Consider the following 16,468-nt stretch of genomic DNA (forward strand, 5'->3'; position numbering starts at 1 on the left):
CATTATTATTCCCTAATATTTCTATTCTAAGAGGTATTGACAAAATCTACCCCCTTCTAACTTGTTAGCAATGATCTGTAAGTGGGAACCACAAACTAAACCATAAAAGTTTACAGTGACGCCCGATCGCACTTAAATATTTCTGTTACGAAGGATAAATTTGCTATTCCTGAGAAAAACCCGATCGCCCTTATTGACTAAAAGCGATCGCACCTCCCTTCCTACAAATCAGCAGCATGCTGCTTCAATTCATCCAAAGAAACGTATTCCAAAGTCAGGGCGTGAGTCGCACCCAAAACCACAAGCGGCGCACATCCCGCATCCATTGCTTCCTTCCAGCGAGAAGCGCACAAACACCAACAATCCCCAGGCTTCAAACCGGGAAAGTTAAATTCAGGAACCGGAGTGCTCAAATCATTTCCGTTCGATTTAGTGAATTGCAAAAACTCTTCTGTCAGTTGAGCACAAACAGTGTGAGCCCCAAAGTCGCCACCACCTGTATTGCATTTGCCGTCCCGATAATATCCTGTCATTGGCGAAGTGCAGCAAGTCTCTAACTTTCCGCCCAGCACATTTGTAGCTTCCGTCACCATCGCAACTCCTGAGTAAAACTCTTCGATCTAATTTTACACAACTCGTTGTTTATATATTTTTTTCCATGACAAAGTTGATTAATTTTTGTCCTCTGCATTCTACTTCTTGTTTTCTAATCACAATAAATCCCTGGCTTTCAAAAAAAGGTCGAGCTGTAATGCTGACTTCGGCAAATAACTTGTTAATTCCTAAGTCTTGGGCTTTTGACTCAATTTGTTTTAAAATTAGCCTGCCGACTCCTTGCCTTTGAAAATGTTGATGACAGAAAAAGCAATCGATATGGCCGCTTGCTTCTAATTCCCCAAAACCTGCAATTTTCTCACCCTCTTCTGCTACGAAAGTAAATTTACTGCTTAAACTTTTAGTCCAACTTTCGATATCCATATCTGCTGGCGCCCAAGCATCTACTTGTGCTTGTGTGTAATCGCGGATGTTTACTTGGTGTACGGTGTCGTAAAATAGTTTTACAATTTGTTGGGTATCACCGATTTCGTAGGTTCGTACTCTCATAAATTATCTCGCTGCGATCGCTTGTTTAATATTAATTTGGGATTTTTAACCGCTTCGGAACGCGGATGGATGTTGTCTTGTACCATTTTGGCTCATTTCTTGCAGCGCGATCGACCAAAAATTCTCGCCCACTCCCTTGACAAACTCTCTTCCTCTATGTTATTGAAGCAAAAGCAAACTTAACTCGAATTAACAGTACATCAATCCAGCAGCTTAACGAATAAGGCTTGAAACTTATGAGAGAAATTGGGCCCGATCCAAACCGACCCTATCCGATGCCCGACCAACGGCGCGTATGCTTCCTCAAAAACTTTATTAAATCCCCCAACATTATCGTCGGCGATTACTCATATTACGACGATCCCATAGATCCAGAAAACTTTGAAAAAAATGTACTTTATAACTACGGAAACGACCGATTAATTATTGGAAAATTTTGTGCGATCGCCACCAACGTCAAATTCATTATGAACGGTGCAAATCACAAACTAGACGGCATTTCAACTTATCCTTTTCCTGTTTTTGGGAATGGTTGGGAAACAGCGATGAATTTATTAATGGAACTGCCGAGTAAAGGCGATACCGTCATTGGCAATGATGTTTGGATCGGCTATGAATCCCTGATTATGCCCGGAGTCAAAATCGGCGACGGTGCCGTCATTGCCGCCAAATCCGTTGTAGTAAGAGACATTCCCGCTTACACCGTTGTCGGTGGAAACCCCGCCCATCCCATCAAACAGCGTTTCAGCAATGCTGAAGTTGCACAACTATTAGAAATTAGGTGGTGGGATTGGGAAATCGACAAAATTTCGCGCAATGTCAGCATAATTATGCAAGGCGATATTCCAGCACTCAGCAATGCTGAGTAAACTCCAAAATACAGCAATTTTTGATTAACAAAGTGGAGGTTTAAAAATGTTGAAAATTGCCTACTTAATTTTCTGTATTCTAGGCACTGCTTTGCCCTACTCCCAGTTTGTCCCGTTTCTTTTAGAAGAAGGGTTGAATATTAAGGCTTTTTTCGGTGAGTTGTTTGCCAATCAAATTTCCGGCTTTTTCGGCATGGATGTAATAGTGTCATCCCTGGTTTTTGGTACTTTTGTATTTAGCGAAGGCTCGCGTCTAAAAATGAAAAACTTGTGGATTTATATTGCCAGTAACTTACTGGTGGGTGTTTCCCTGGGTTTGCCTTTATTTCTCCTAATGCGGCAGCGCAAACTTGAAGAAACACTTTGAGAGTTTTGTAGTTGTTGGGTTTTGCTTTCGCTAAACCCAACCTACACAATCTGAAAATCCAACATCAGCGTCAATCTGCGTGCATCTGCGGTTAAAAATCCTCAGATTCTTGCAAAAAATCTACTCTTTAATTCAAAACTCAGGGAAGAACAAAGATCCCCCCTACCCCAAGAGGCACCGCCCTACAACTTACTTAGCTGGGCCCACAGCCTCGATCGCATCCTCCAAGGCGATCGATACATGAGTCCAATGAGTTCCCCCCTGACAAAAAGCCACGTAAGGCTCCCGCAGAGGCCCGTCAGCAGAAAACTCCGACGTACTCCCATCAATAAAAGTGCCCCCAGCCATCACTAACTGACTTTCATACCCGTGCATCGGAGCCGGCACGGGATCTAAATAGGAGCCAACGGGAGAATTTTGCTGAACGGCGCGACAAAAAGCAATTAACTTATCAGCAGAACCGAATTCGATCGCCTGAATCACATCTCGTCTTCTAGCCAAAGGCATAGGATTCACTCGATAACCCAACTTATAAAAAACATAAGCCGTCAAATGATTGCCCTTCATCGCCTCCCCCACACAACCGGGAGCCATAAACAAACCCTGAAACAGCAACCGATTCAAATCAAAAGTTGCGCCGCCGCTGCTACCGATTCCCGGCGCCGTCAAGCGACAAGTTGCCGCCTCTACTAAATCAGCCCTCCCAGCAACGTAACCGCCCGCAGGGACGATCGTACCCCCCGGATTTTTGATCAAAGAACCCGCCATCAGATCCGCACCCACAGCAGTAGGTTCGCAATCATCAACAAACTCTCCGTAACAATTATCAACAAAGCAAATTGTGTTAGGATTCTGATGTTTGACTATGGCGACGATTTTTTCAATCTCAGAAATAGACAAACTCGACCGCCAAGAATAGCCGCAAGAGCGCTGGATAAAAACCAGGCGAGTCTTTGCTGAAATAGTAGAGCTCAGTGCCTGCCAATCCAAACTTCCTTCGCGAGTTAGAGGCAACTCACGGTAACTAATGCCAAACTCAAGCAGTGAACCTTGACCTTGCCCCCGCAAGCCGATCACTTCTTCTAAAGTATCGTAGGGAGAACCAGCCACTGCCAACATTTCATCACCAGGACGCAGGATGCCAAAAAGAGCACAGGCGATCGCGTGAGTACCCGAAACAAACTGTACCCGGACAGCCGCAGCCTGGGCCCCTACCACTTCGGCAAACACCCCGTCCAAAGTCTCCCGACCCAAATCATCGTGGCCGTAACCCGTAACCCCTGCAAAATGGTGGACTCCAACCCGGTGGCTGCGAAAAGCTTTTAAGACTCGTTGAAGATTTTGCTTGACTGTAGTGTCAATACCAGAAAAAATCTGAAAGAGTGCCTGTTCTGCTTCCTGTAGCCGTGAAACGCTATTCATCTATACCTCGCTCACCCTTTGCGTGCGCGCTGTTCATTATGGCGTAGATGCGGCCCCTAGTTTGTAAACATAATATATTCATGACGATTGCAACTTCCAAAAAAACTTCTCCTGATTGGCCTGTCGTAGGCTTTATGGCCTTTCTGCACATCGGTGCTTTATTTGCTTTGCTGCCGGGTAATTTTAGCTGGTCTGCGGTCGGGCTAGCTGTCTTCCTGCATTGGGTAACAGGTGGTTTAGGAATTACTCTCGGATATCACCGCCTCGTCACCCACCGCAGTTTTCAAACACCGAAATGGCTAGAGTATTTTCTAGTTATTTGCGGTACCCTTTCCTGTGAAGGTGGCCCGATCGACTGGGTAGGAATGCACCGGTTACACCACATACATTCCGACACCGAAACAGATCCCCACGATTCCAATCAAGGCTTCTGGTGGAGCCACATGGGCTGGATGCTCTCGGATCTCCCGATCAGAGTGGAAATCCCCCGCTTTACTAAAGACATCGGCGACGACCCAGTATACAAGTTTCTCCAAGCATATTTTATCCCCATCCAAGTCGTCTTCGGTGTGTTGCTTTATTTATTAGGCGGCTGGTCTTTCGTGGTTTGGGGCGTGTTTATGCGGATCGTGGTGGTGTTCCACTGCACTTGGCTTGTTAACAGCGCTACCCACAAATTTGGCTACCGCACCTACGAGTCGGGCGATCGATCTACCAACTGCTGGTGGGTTGCCCTGCTCACCTACGGCGAAGGCTGGCACAATAACCACCACGCCTTTCAATACTCGGCGCGCCACGGTCTCCAATGGTGGGAAATCGACTTCACCTGGATGACAATTCAACTGCTGCAAGCACTTGGTTTGGCAACCAAAGTGAAATTAGCAGAAAAATAGCATGGGCAATGAGTCATGGGTTGTCGGTCATCAGTTCTGGACTAATGGCTCGTGACCAATGCCTCATCCTGTTTTTGCCAGCGGTATAGGTTGGGTTGAAGTAAGCTCGAATCATGTAGTGCGATCGACCCAACCAAAACCAGAATCAGTTATAATATAATTGGGAACAAAAAATTTTGTTTGGCAGCCAAATTTTTTATTTTCAGAATACAACCGTAAATCTTTTTCAATCCTAATCCCAAATCTATCATTGATTCTTTATTAGTTTGGGCAAGAGTGCAGCAAAAAAGTTCACTGCTCAATCCAAACTATTATGCGTGAATCTAGCTCGGCATCTCATCAGAAATCAAAAAGAGAATGACAATTGCAACGCAAGAAAAACTCCAATACAATTGGAAGCACGTTATTAGTTTAGCAGGACTTCATATCGGCGCTTTGTTCGCACTGCTACCCAGTAACTTCAATTGGACAGCAGTTGGTTTAACAGTATTCATGCACTGGATAACCGGCGGTTTGGGAATAACTCTCGGATGGCATCGTATGCTCACCCACCGCAGTTTTCAGACACCAAAATTCGTAGAATATTTTCTAGCATTTTGCGGAGCCCTTGCCTGTCAAGGAGGAATAATTGATTGGGTTGGGCTGCACCGATTGCACCACACCAACTCTGACCAAAATGCGCTAGACCCTCACAATGCCCAAAAGGGTTTTTGGTGGAGTCATATCGGCTGGATGCTATATAAAGGTCCAGCTCACGCTGAAATTTCCCGCTGCACAAAAGACATTTCGAGCGATCCATTTTACCAATTTTTGCAAAACTACTTTCTCCCGATGCAAATCGTCTTTGGCGTCTTGCTTTACTTAGCAGCAGGCTGGCCGTTTGTAGTGTGGGTAATTTTTGTACGCTTAGTTTTGGTGTATCACTGCACGTGGTTTGTTAACAGTGCCACTCACAAATTTGGCTACCGCACCTACGAAACAAACGATAGTTCTACTAACTGTTGGTGGGTGGCTGTCCTGACTTACGGCGAAGGCTGGCACAACAACCACCATGCTTATCAATACTCGGCTCGTCACGGGATGGAAAAGTGGGAAATTGACTTCACTTGGATGACAATTCAAGTCTTGGAAGCACTAGGCTTAGCAACTAAGGTAAAATTACCCGCCAAGTAGCAGCATGGGGCATAGGGCATGGGGCATGGGGCATGGGGCATTGGTAACAACTTGCAAATAACCAACTGTCAACTGCCAACTGCCCACTGCCTAATGAACCCGTTTTTGCTCGCCCCGGCCGCGCAAATATTCCGCTAAAAACGCCAATCCTCCCGAACCTACTATCAACAGCACGCTCAAAGCATTAATATCCGGTTTTACTCCAGTCCGAATCCGGCTAAAAATTTCCATCGGCAGAGTTGTAGTCCCGCTACCTGCGGTAAAACTCGCAATCAAAAAATCGTCCATGCTGAGGACAAAAGACAGCAGACAACCTGAAACAATTCCGGGTATTAATTGAGGGAGCAAAACCTGAATAAAAGCCTCAACAGGCGTTGCACCCAAATCCAAGGCAGCCTCTTCTAAATACGGGTTTAAATCGGCCAATCTAGTAGAAACAGCTAGGGCGATGTAAGCCAGACAAAACACAATGTGAGCGGCGACAATAGTCCACAAACTCAGAGGAATAGCCAGCGCCGCTAAAAATACCAGAGTAGCAACTGCGGTCGCAATATCTGGAATAATAATCGGCAAGTAGGAAACTCCCTGATATAAACTCTTGCCAGGAAAGCGGTAGCGGGCTAAACCAACCGCCATCAAAGTGCCAAGTACAGCCGAGATTGCAACTGCACAAACAGCCACTGTTAAACTGTTTCTCAGGGCAACTAAAATCCGCGTATCGCTAAATAATTTAACGTACCAATCTAAAGTAAATCCTTCCCAGCCGGCGCTAAAACGCGATTTGTTAAAGCTGTAAAATGTGAGTACCAGGATGGGCAGGTACATATAAAAAAACATCACAACGGCAAATATCACCTGCCAAGAAATCTTAAATTTAGGTTTTAAGTACATATCGGCTTGTATTTCCTCCTGTGGATTTTCGGCTGTCTTTTCCATTTCTCGGTAATCGGTAATTGGTAATTGTTAATTCGTTAGGATTGTTTTCTTCCTTCTTCCATCGGACTGACAGCCGTCACATCCGTTACATCCGTTATATAATCCGTTGCCGAACTTCCTTCTTCCTTAAACATCCTAAACTGCATTACGATCGCCATATTTGAGTAAAAGGGCAATTCCGATACTCACTGCAAAGATTAATACCATACTCAGAGCCGAACCCAGCCCCCAATTTTGAGTCGCCCCCAAAAACTGATTGTAAATCAAACGAGCTGCGGTCATACTCGAAGCTCCACCGAGCAACTCTGGATCGACAAAATCGCCCAAACTGCTAATAAATACTAGCAAAGAACCCGCAGCAATTCCCGGCATCGTCTGAGGTACTGTGACTTTCCAGAAAGTTTCCACTGGATTCGCACCCAAATCCTGAGATGCTTCTAACAACCTGCGGTCTAACTTTTCCAAAGAAGCGTAGAGAATTGTCACGATATAAGGCAAATAACTGTAAGCCATGCCGATTAAAACTGCGGAACTTTGATTAAGCAATTCCAGAGGAGGAATGCCTAGAAGTGCCAGCAGCGAGTTGAGAACCCCTGTAGGACGCAGAATTGTAATCCAAGCATACGATCGCAACAGCGAAGAAGTCCACAGCGGCAACACAAACCCTAACAAAGTTAAATTTCGCCACTTTTTCGAGACATTGAGGGCGATCCAGTAAGCGACGGGAAATCCCAGCAGTAAACACAGAATAGTAGTCCCCGTTGCAAAATAGAGCGATCGACCCATCACCTGCAAATTCAGCGGCTCAAACACTCGCAGGTAATTGCCGATTCCTGAAGGATTAACCAAATCTCCTGGCTTAATATTCGGCACTAAACTAAGCTGAAAAATCACCAGGGTTGGTATGACTAATAATAAAAGCAGCAACAATCCCGAAGGGCCGAGCAATGCCAATGGCCCAGCCCACGCCGACCACGGGGAAACAGTTTCAGCCTTCAAAGAAGAATTGGGAGGAATAGGAGGGGGAGTTCTAGTTGAAACAGCCATAGTCAATTTTTTTGAGTTTTTAACCGCTGATGAACGCGGATTAACGCGGATATAATACGGAGAGATTGGGCGATCGGCTGACGGGGGCGGGTTTATGTAAATATTGGCTGAGAATCAGAGATTGTGTGTAAAACCCGCCCTAGGTTTGATGATTAGCCGCTGGTTAATTTAGTCCAATAGCGATCGTACACGTCTATAAATTTTCCTACCGGAGCAACACCTTCGCAATTTTTCAAAGTTGCCTCTGAAGGGAAAAGAATTTCATTTTCGCGGACTTCCGGCGTCAGCAAACTAAAAGCATCTTCCGAAGGAGTTGAGAAACTGAGCCGTTCTACTAAAGAAGCAGCGACATCCGCTTGCAGCATAAAGTTAATCCACTTATAAGCTGCTTCGGGATTGGGAGCACCTTTAGGAATTACTAAAGTGTCAGTCCACAGAGAAGAACCACTTTTTGGCACAACATAGCGCAATTTGTCATTATCTGGGATTACCTCATTAGCATCAGAAGAATAACACATAGCTACCTTCAAATCCCCCGTCAGCATTTGCGGCCGCCAAGCATCAGTGGTAAAAGATGCGATCGCCGGTTTGAGTTCCACCAACTTTTCGTAAGCTTGTTTCACTTGCTCTTGGTTCGTAGAATTGAGAGAATAGCCCAACATCCGCAGCGCAGCACCCATCACTTCTCGAACATCATTTGCCAGCGTCATTCGCCTTGCTAACTCCTGTTTGTGCTGCCACAAATACTCCCAATCTTCAGGAGCTTCTTTGAGTTGTTCGCTGTTGTAAATCAAGCCTGTGGTTCCCCAACTCAAAGGCACGCTGTAGCGGTTTCCTGGGTCATAAACAGGGTTTTGGAACTGTTTTTTGAGTCGATCGAGTCCGCCCAAAATCGAGTGGTCTAATGGGCTCAACAGCCCCAGTTCCGTCATCTGAATCACCATGTAGTCAGACGGGTAAATGATGCTGTAGGCCCGGCCACCGCCAGCTTGAACCCTAGCCAGCATCGCCTCATTGGAGTCAAATACGTCTGCAACCACGCGAATACCCGTTTTTTCGGCAAAGCGATCGAGCAAAGCGTTATCGGTATAGCCTGCCCAAGTATAGATGAAAAGTTGGTCGGCATCACCTTTGACCGGAGGAGCAGATTGTACGTCTGCCAGTCGCCAGCCGCAACTCGAAACAGCCAACCCGGAAATTGTCGCCGCCGAATTTTTTAGGAACTGACGGCGTGTAGAATTAGCCGGGAAAATCCTGGAAATTGGTAAGTTAGTCGGAGGCACAGTTCGATTTTAGATTTTAGATTTTAGATTTTAGATTTGGAGATTGAAGATTGAAGATTGGGGAATTGGGAATTGGGAATTGTCCTATGTTATTTGTTAGGAGAACGAACCACCAACAAATAACAAATGACTAATGGCTAATGACTAATGACTAATACCAACTACCAACTACCAACTGCCAACAGACTAATTCCGATCGGTCAAAGCAAGACAATCAGTAGTTCCCCAATAAGCGTAAATCGGCGTGTGCGGATCTGGGAAAGAACCGCCAGTATTTGGCTGGCGCACAGTAATTTTATCGCCCGAAGCCAACTCAACGACGTAATGAACGTGCGTGCCCATGTACATAGTATTTTTGAGCCGCCCTTCAAAACAGTTGACTGACACTTCCGGCTGGTAGAGATTCAAATATACTTTTTCCGGCCGAACGCTGACCACAACAGAGTCGCCTGTGACACCATTCCACATATCCGACTGCTGAACGATTATTTTCAGATTGGCTGATGTGCGAACTGTGATAGTCGATCGGTCGATCGATTCTACCGTACCAGCAAACAAATTCGTATCGCCAATAAAATCGGCCACAAAAGCCGTCTGCGGACACTCATAAATTTCTTCAGGAGAGCCAATTTGCTCAATCCTCCCCTCGTGCATCACCGCAATCCGGTCAGACAGACTCATCGCCTCTTCTTGGTCGTGAGTCACCATCACAAAAGTCAAACCCAATTCTTGATGCAAATTCGACAGTTCCAACTGCATCTGCTTCCGCAACTTCAAATCCAGAGCACCGAGGGGTTCGTCCAGCAGCAAAACCGCCGGTCTATTTACCAGAGCTCTCGCCAAAGCCACCCGCTGCTGCTGGCCGCCCGACATTTGACCGGGAAACCTGTTGGCGAAAGATTCCATTTTCACCAATTGCAAAACTTCCCGTACCCGTTCTTCAATTTCTGCTTTACCCAGTTTTTTGATCCGCAATCCAAAAGCGATATTGTCCCAGACATTCATGTGTCCGAACAAAGCATAGCTTTGAAACACAGTATTTACCGGACGGCGGTAAGCTGGAGTGTTGGTCATCGACTGGCCACGAATCATCAATTCGCCCGCCGAGGGAGTCTCGAACCCAGCGATTAAGCGCAGCGTCGTAGTCTTGCCGCAGCCACTCGGCCCGAGGATGCTAAAAAATTCTCCTTGGCGGATGTTGAGGTCTACTCCGCGGACTGCGGTTTCGCCATTAAATACCTTAAATACCTTGCGGAGTTCAACGTCAAGCGCTGTATCCGTTGCTGTCGTACCTTGGTTGAGTGCTGTCTGAAACATATTCGCCCTTTCCTGGGGGTAATGCACGCCACTTAAATACAGTTTAAGTTTAGACTTTTCTGTATTTTAGGTGAGGAATGTTGGATGTAACAGGTTTTGGGATTTGTTCTTTAAATTCTATCCCAGAGTGCACCATTGTCAGCAACAGGCAAGATGCCTGTTCCACAAAGAGTAAATTTTCTTGTGGAACAGGCTGAAAAGCCTGTTCATAAAAGGCTTATTGACAATGCTGCAACATCTCAGATCAACTGGGCATCTATTTATTGTCTGGACTGGGCGTGGGAGAGGGTTTTTGCGGTTTCTCTGTTTTGGGTTCTTCTGCTTTTTTCCACTCTGACAAAGGTCGCTGGACGGCATTTTTAAAGTCAAAAGGCACTAGCAGCACGGGCAAATTTTGGGCGGAATTTTGAGGGGGCGCTTCCGGCGGATTGGCTTGAGCGTACAAGAAGCGGCCGCTAAAGTCTGTTTTGCCTAAAACTAGGCGGTGAGTTTCCTGGTTGTCCAGTTTTACTGTGACTGTAGCTTGGGGTTGGTCGAGACCGAATTCTGGCAGTTGAGCAGCAGTAGTATTAATCGTGCGATCGCTCTTTCCTGTTGCCAGTCTGTCTAGCAAAAAATCCACCGATGCCTGACTGGCGTGTGCTTGCACTGGCAATTTCATTTCCCAGCTAAACTTGCCTCCTTTTGTAGCATAAACTCGCTCAAAAGTCAATATTTTTTCGGGAGTTTTGACTGTAAAGAATTGTACGCGATCGGAGTTAAAAGCAAAAATTTTCTGTTTTTCTTCCTTAGCTGCTTGCTGTTTCGGAGATACTTGCATCTCGAACAAAGCAACCAACCCAGTCATGCTCAACGCGATGGCTATCAATACTAATGTATTTTTCTGCAATTTCATAGTAACAGCGAATTGGGCATTGGGCATTGGGCATTGGGCATTGGGAATTGGGCATTGAGCATTGGGAATTGGGCATTGGGAATTGGGGAGTTTGTTATTAATAACAACTGACAACTGTCAACTGACAACTGTCAACTGTCAACTGTCAACTGTCAACTGACAACTGTCAACTAACTTATCTTCTCTTCCACCAGATAGCGCCGCCAATTCCCAGTCCGAGTAAAGGCCACATTAGCCAAGCTAACACCAGCAATCCTACTTGGAGGGCAGTCATGTTAATGCGGCGGTTAGTAGCTTTTTTCGGACTGATAGAAAAGCTTTGCTGGTCTGGTTTACTCAACCAACTGACTGAATTGAGAAACACGTCGCTATTGAGTTGTTGGTCAAACCAACCGTTAGTCACGAATTGAGATGTGCCAATTACTACCATTCGCGATGTTTTGCTAGGAGTTGAAGGCGCGGAAGGAGTTGCGGTTGGACTGGGAGATGCTGTGGGAGATGCTGTGGGAGATGCTGCCGGTGTTGGCGAAGTCGTCGGTAATGCTGGAGGCGTTGCTTCTTGCGAGACAATCACCGAATAGCTGATTGGGGAAGCTGTTGGCGAAGTTGTCGGTGAGGGTGAATCTATCGGTGATGGTAAATCTGTCGGCGATGGGGAAGTTGTCGGTAAGGGTGAATCTGTAGGCGATGGGGAAGTTGTCGGTGATGGGGAAGTTGTCGGTGATGGGGAAGTTGTCGGTGATGGGAAATCTGTCGGCGATGCTTGGGGTGAAGGCGATGGCGTTGCCGGTGATGCTTGGGGTGAAGGCGATGGCGAAGTTGGTGTTGGTGAAGGTGAGGACTTTAAGGGAGTGCTGTCAGTTGACGATCGAACTAAAGCTACACCTAATAATAGCGGGCCTTGTCGATCGGTCTTTTGATCAAACTCCAATTTCTTAGTCGTCAAATCGCTTTCCGCCCAACTTTCCTGACTCGTCCAAATCAGCGGTTTTTCCTCTATCCCTGCTACTGGCGAGGTTTCCAAAGCACGCGCAAACGGATAAAATGAAATGCCGTTGCCAAAACTTTGAGTAATCGGATGTTCGCCGTAGCGCCTGACCGTGGGAACCGTGGGGCCCAGGCCAAATCTTTGACCAGTGCCCGAAGCATCGATGGCCAAACGGGCGTCTAGTTTTACGCCCCATTCTTCCAGCAATTTGCCCAATCCCGTATCAATTGCCGGGTCTACCATTAACAATAAACTGCCGCCGCGATCGAGATAAGCTCTTAGTGCTTTAATTTCTGTATCGGAAAACGGTTTGTCCTGCCCCGGAATGATTAAAGCATCTGCATCTTCTGGAACTTCTTTGCGGTCGGTCAAATTCAGCGTTTGGACGTTGTAGTATTTATCTTTCAAAGCTTTTTCAGCTTGCTGAATTCCGCCTTGACCTTCCTGTAGCGGGCGGGCTCCTTTGCCTTGCAAAAAGTAAACTCTAGCAACGCGAGTGTTCAGGATTTCTTCTAAGCCATTGGTCAGTTTGATCTCTGAAAGACCTTGATTTGGGTCGCTACCAAAAGCAGTGCCACCTTTTTGCAGTACCTGTTTTCTGTCGCCGGATTGCAGGTAAACTTCTCCGATGCTAGTAATACTAAATTCCCGCGCTTTTCCAGGTTGGGTCTGCGGGTCAACAAACTCGAATTGGAACTTTTCGCCTCCCTCGCGTTTGTAGCTTTGCAGCAATTCTTTAATTTGGGGATTTTGGATGGGGTCAAATACCCAAACTTTGACTGTTTGTTGCAGGTTTCGCAGTATTTGTTGAGTCTGCGGCGCAAGGGTAAATTGTTGGCTTTCGGTTAAGTCGATGCGGACGGGATAGCGAACGGCTATGAAGTTAATTACTCCGAGAATCACAAAGACGGCGAGGGTGGCAATCAGGGCGTTGGTGCTGGCTTGAGTGGAACGCTGCCCCCAAAAGCTTTGTTCGTAACTCAAATATAGCAGCCAAAGTGCGATCGTCACTGCTCCGGCAATAACTAAACCGACTGTCAGGGGGTCCCATACTCCAGATACAAGTGCTGCTGTTACCCCCGCTGCGATGAGGAGGGGGCCCAGCAAAAAAACATATTTCCAATTTGTTTTGCTAATTTTCATAACGTAAATAATTGAGGGGAAAATTTCCGGGTCGAGGATGTTATTCTATATTGCATTAGTCTGCAACCATGCTGTTAAATCTGACGGCTTGTTGAAATCCAGCACGGCATCTCCTAGTTCTTCTAATTCCTGTATACCTAATTGACGGATGCTATTTTCAGTTTCCGGTTGTATTGTGCCTAAACGCTTCACTAGCTGACGCAATATTAACGATAGTTGAGCAGTTTTTGTCACCTGTTCTCTGGCTACATCTATGGCAATCTGCTGGTCTTGAATCCACAGTTCTTGCTTCTGCAATTCATTTAATTCTTCCTGAGTGAAGTTTTCCTCGCTGGCAATTCTAAAAGCTTTCTGAATTTCGGGAACTGCACTGAGTGTTTCTGGTACTGTCTCCAGAGTGCTGGCTTTTTCGAGAAAGTAAATCCATTGCTCTGCGGTTGTTTCTAATTCTGCTAATTCCTTGCTAAATTTTGGCAGTTCGATAAATACTAATTCTATTGCAGTATCTGGACACTCAAACTGTTGCTCTTTTTCTTGAAAAACAAACCGCGACAAAAATTCTGGTTGATTTTCAAACATTTCAAAGTCGGCAATTTTCAAGGAAATTACTGTTTTTAGTCTTTCGTAGCGTTCTTTTCCTGTTAATTGCTGGCTGTAGCTTTTGGCAGCGTTGTACAAAACTCTGTTCCCAAAGGAAGGCACGTTGATCAGTTGAATTTCAACTAGGGCGATTCTCCCACCGTTAATTGTGGCTTTGACATCTAGGTGTGTGTCTTGGGTTGCGAGAGTTTGAGGTTCTGGTTGGGAGTCGATTATTTCTAAGTCTTCGATGACCGGCTGTGCTTCATAAAGGATGGCGTTTAAAAAATTAATCAGGATGTCTTTGCTGTCGCTGGAACCGAATATTTTTTTGAACGCAAAGTCGATTTTGGGATTGATAAATCTCATTGTTTGAGGTATTTTGTAGAATGATTAACTGGGAAAAAACAACCTTCCCTTTGCTCTTTACTTCTCTTTATTTTGGCAAAAATAACCTTCTCTGTCTCTGCCTTACCTAATGTTTTTAAGAACGCTGATATCGCAAGGCATCAATGGATTGGGCGGTCAGAAATACTCCTAAAATGATGTAACTGGCAAACATAATTAAACTGCTGGTATCGAAAACTCCCTTGACAAGATTGGTGTAATTCGTTAAGAGCGACAAATGCCCTAGTGCTGTGCCGAAGGGGCCACCGATACTGACGGCGACTGCATCGATCACCCAGAGAAATAATACTAGAGTGAAGGTGAGGATGGCGGATAAAATTGTGCTGTCGGTGAGGGAGGAAATAAACATTCCGAGCGACAATACTCCTGCCGCTAGTAATATTAAGCCGCCGTGGCCTAGCAGAAGAACTCCGGGGGGTACGGGCGGGGTTGAGGAACTGAGGGCGATCGCCTCGCAGAACAGCAGGGGCAGCAACATTGTGGTATAAAATGTTAAAACGCCGAGGAGTTTGCCGGTAGCAACTGCCCAGTTTGTTAAGGGCGATGTGGCTAATAGTTCTAAGGTTCCGCGTTTGCGTTCTTCTGCGTAAAGTCCCATTGAGAGTGCGGGTAGTACGAACAGTGAAAGGGAACCCATGATTCGCAGAAATAGTTGCAGGAATTCGTAAGCTACGTCGATGGGAGGTTCGGTAATTCCCATTTGGTCTCGCTGGCCGATTTGGGGAATTAACCCGTCGGGGGCGAGGAGGATGGCTATTAAAAAGTAGCCGGTGATTAGCCAAAAGACTGCTGCGATGGCATAGGCTAATGGCGATGCAAAATAGCTTTGTAGTTCTTTGCGGTAAATTGCGACAATATTACTAATCATTACTAACCTTTAGGAATTGGGAATGGGTAATTGGGCCTTGGTAATTGGTTCATTCTGAGTCGCCTGCGGGTGGTGTTTCGCTGCCGTCGCTATCCTGTTTTTTTCTTTCTATTTGTCGCTTTTTGGTAACTGGTGGCTGTTCTGGTCGAGAATCGCTACTCGATTGTGGCTTTTTTTTAAGTGGCCGATTTTTTACAACTGGTTGGGGTTCTGGTTGAGAAAGTTCGATCGACTTTTGTGCATCTACAACTGGTTGGGATTCTGGTTGAGAAGGTTGGCTCGACTTTTGTGCATCTAAAATCGGTTCGGGTTCTGGTTGAGAAGGTTGGCTCGACTTTTGTGCATCTAAAATCGGTTCGGGTTCTGGTTGAGAAAGTTCGATCGACTTTGGTGCATCTAAAATCGGTTCGGGTTCTGGTTGAGAAAGTTCGATCGACTCTACCATTTGAACAATCAGCAGATTTTCGACAATCGGTTCTAGTTGAGGATGTTCGATCGACTCTACGGTTTCTGAAACTTGCAGATTTTGGACAATCGGTTCGGCTTGAGAATGCTCGATCGACTCTACTGTTTCAACAATGAGCAAATTTTCGACAACAGGTTCTGGTTGAGGATTCTCGATCGACTCTTGTGTTTCAACAATGAGCAGATTTTCGACAACAGGTTCTGGTTGAGAAGGTTGGCTCGACTCTACTGTTTCGACAATGAGTAGATTTTCGACAACCGATTCTGGTTGAGGATTCTCGATCAACTCTTGTTTTTCTACAATTTCCAGAAAATCTGCCACTGGTTGCATTTCAGGTTCTAAATCGCTTATTTCCTCTGATGTTTCTGCAACTGGTTGGGATTCTGGTTGAGAATGCTCGATCGACTCTACTGTTTCTACAACTTGCAAATTTTCAACAACAGGTTCTGGTTGAGAATGCTCGATCGACTCTACTGTTTCTACAACTTGCAAATTTTCAACAACAGGTTCTGGTTGAGAATGCTCGATCGACTCTACTGTTTCTACAACTTGCAAATTTTCAACAACAGGTTCTGGTTGAGAATGCTCGATCGACTCTACTGTTTCTACAACTTGCAAATTTTCAACAACAGGTTCTGGTTGAGAATGCTCGATCGACTCTACTGTTTCTACAACTTGCAAATTTTCAACAACAGGTTCTGGTTGAGAAT

The 16,468-nt window shown here is 45.7% G+C and carries 15 protein-coding genes and 1 pseudogene; 4 read left to right on the forward strand and 12 right to left on the reverse strand.

Annotation, left to right across the window (positions count from 1 at the left end; genetic code table 11):
- Window positions 1-221: 221 nt before the first annotated feature.
- Window positions 222-593: a DUF2237 family protein gene (locus tag QUA03_RS25770; RefSeq protein WP_333052718.1), complete on the reverse strand. Its 372-nt coding sequence runs from the start codon at window positions 591-593 to the stop codon at window positions 222-224.
- Between the two features lie 49 nt (window positions 594-642).
- Complete coding sequence (locus QUA03_RS25775) at window positions 643-1,104, reverse strand: GNAT family N-acetyltransferase (protein WP_333216144.1); 462 nt, start codon at window positions 1,102-1,104, stop codon at window positions 643-645.
- Window positions 1,105-1,340: 236 nt separating this feature from the next.
- Between QUA03_RS25775 and QUA03_RS25780 the strand changes: the two genes are divergently transcribed.
- Window positions 1,341-1,973, forward strand: a complete 633-nt coding sequence (locus QUA03_RS25780; RefSeq protein WP_333216146.1) for a Vat family streptogramin A O-acetyltransferase — start codon at window positions 1,341-1,343, stop codon at window positions 1,971-1,973.
- Between the two features lie 46 nt (window positions 1,974-2,019).
- Entirely contained in the window at window positions 2,020-2,340 is a 321-nt protein-coding gene (locus QUA03_RS25785) for a DUF2834 domain-containing protein (RefSeq protein ID WP_333216148.1), read from the forward strand.
- A 189-nt stretch (window positions 2,341-2,529) separates the two neighbouring features.
- On the opposite strand, the gene QUA03_RS25790 is transcribed toward QUA03_RS25785, so the two are convergent.
- Window positions 2,530-3,762, reverse strand: coding sequence for a methionine gamma-lyase family protein (locus tag QUA03_RS25790; protein ID WP_333041411.1), 1,233 nt, complete (start codon window positions 3,760-3,762; stop codon window positions 2,530-2,532).
- Window positions 3,763-3,842: 80 nt separating this feature from the next.
- Between QUA03_RS25790 and QUA03_RS25795 the strand changes: the two genes are divergently transcribed.
- Both QUA03_RS25795 and QUA03_RS25800 read left to right on the forward strand, forming a co-directional pair.
- Window positions 3,843-4,655: an acyl-CoA desaturase gene (locus tag QUA03_RS25795; RefSeq protein WP_333216150.1), complete on the forward strand. Its 813-nt coding sequence runs from the start codon at window positions 3,843-3,845 to the stop codon at window positions 4,653-4,655.
- Between the two features lie 357 nt (window positions 4,656-5,012).
- Entirely contained in the window at window positions 5,013-5,828 is an 816-nt protein-coding gene (locus QUA03_RS25800; RefSeq protein ID WP_333216152.1) for a fatty acid desaturase, read from the forward strand.
- Window positions 5,829-5,918: 90 nt separating this feature from the next.
- On the opposite strand, the gene QUA03_RS25805 is transcribed toward QUA03_RS25800, so the two are convergent.
- From QUA03_RS25805 to QUA03_RS25845, 9 genes and pseudogenes are all read right to left on the reverse strand, one after another.
- Complete coding sequence (locus QUA03_RS25805; RefSeq protein WP_333216154.1) at window positions 5,919-6,764, reverse strand: ABC transporter permease; 846 nt, start codon at window positions 6,762-6,764, stop codon at window positions 5,919-5,921.
- Between the two features lie 135 nt (window positions 6,765-6,899).
- The gene (locus tag QUA03_RS25810) at window positions 6,900-7,811 is read right to left on the reverse strand and encodes an ABC transporter permease (protein ID WP_333216155.1); all 912 of its coding nucleotides are present in this window, start codon (window positions 7,809-7,811) and stop codon (window positions 6,900-6,902) included.
- 152 nt (window positions 7,812-7,963) lie between these two features.
- On the reverse strand, window positions 7,964-9,094 hold the full coding sequence (locus QUA03_RS25815) for a spermidine/putrescine ABC transporter substrate-binding protein (protein WP_333216157.1): 1,131 nt from the start codon (window positions 9,092-9,094) through the stop codon (window positions 7,964-7,966).
- 186 nt (window positions 9,095-9,280) lie between these two features.
- Entirely contained in the window at window positions 9,281-10,411 is a 1,131-nt protein-coding gene (locus tag QUA03_RS25820; protein WP_333161790.1) for an ABC transporter ATP-binding protein, read from the reverse strand.
- A 256-nt stretch (window positions 10,412-10,667) separates the two neighbouring features.
- Entirely contained in the window at window positions 10,668-11,333 is a 666-nt protein-coding gene (locus QUA03_RS25825; RefSeq protein ID WP_333216159.1) for a DUF4340 domain-containing protein, read from the reverse strand.
- Window positions 11,334-11,481: 148 nt separating this feature from the next.
- Window positions 11,482-13,437, reverse strand: a complete 1,956-nt coding sequence (locus tag QUA03_RS25830) for a Gldg family protein (RefSeq protein WP_333216161.1) — start codon at window positions 13,435-13,437, stop codon at window positions 11,482-11,484.
- Window positions 13,438-13,482: 45 nt separating this feature from the next.
- Entirely contained in the window at window positions 13,483-14,385 is a 903-nt protein-coding gene (locus tag QUA03_RS25835; RefSeq protein WP_333216163.1) for an Rpn family recombination-promoting nuclease/putative transposase, read from the reverse strand.
- A gap of 115 nt (window positions 14,386-14,500) precedes the next feature.
- The gene (locus tag QUA03_RS25840) at window positions 14,501-15,292 is read right to left on the reverse strand and encodes an ABC transporter permease (protein ID WP_333216164.1); all 792 of its coding nucleotides are present in this window, start codon (window positions 15,290-15,292) and stop codon (window positions 14,501-14,503) included.
- Window positions 15,293-15,341: 49 nt separating this feature from the next.
- A pseudogene (locus QUA03_RS25845) lies at window positions 15,342-16,468 on the reverse strand (ATP-binding cassette domain-containing protein); the annotation flags it as partial.

This window comes from Microcoleus sp. S36b_A4, from assembly GCF_036700645.1.
GTDB lineage: Bacteria > Cyanobacteriota > Cyanobacteriia > Cyanobacteriales > Microcoleaceae > Microcoleus.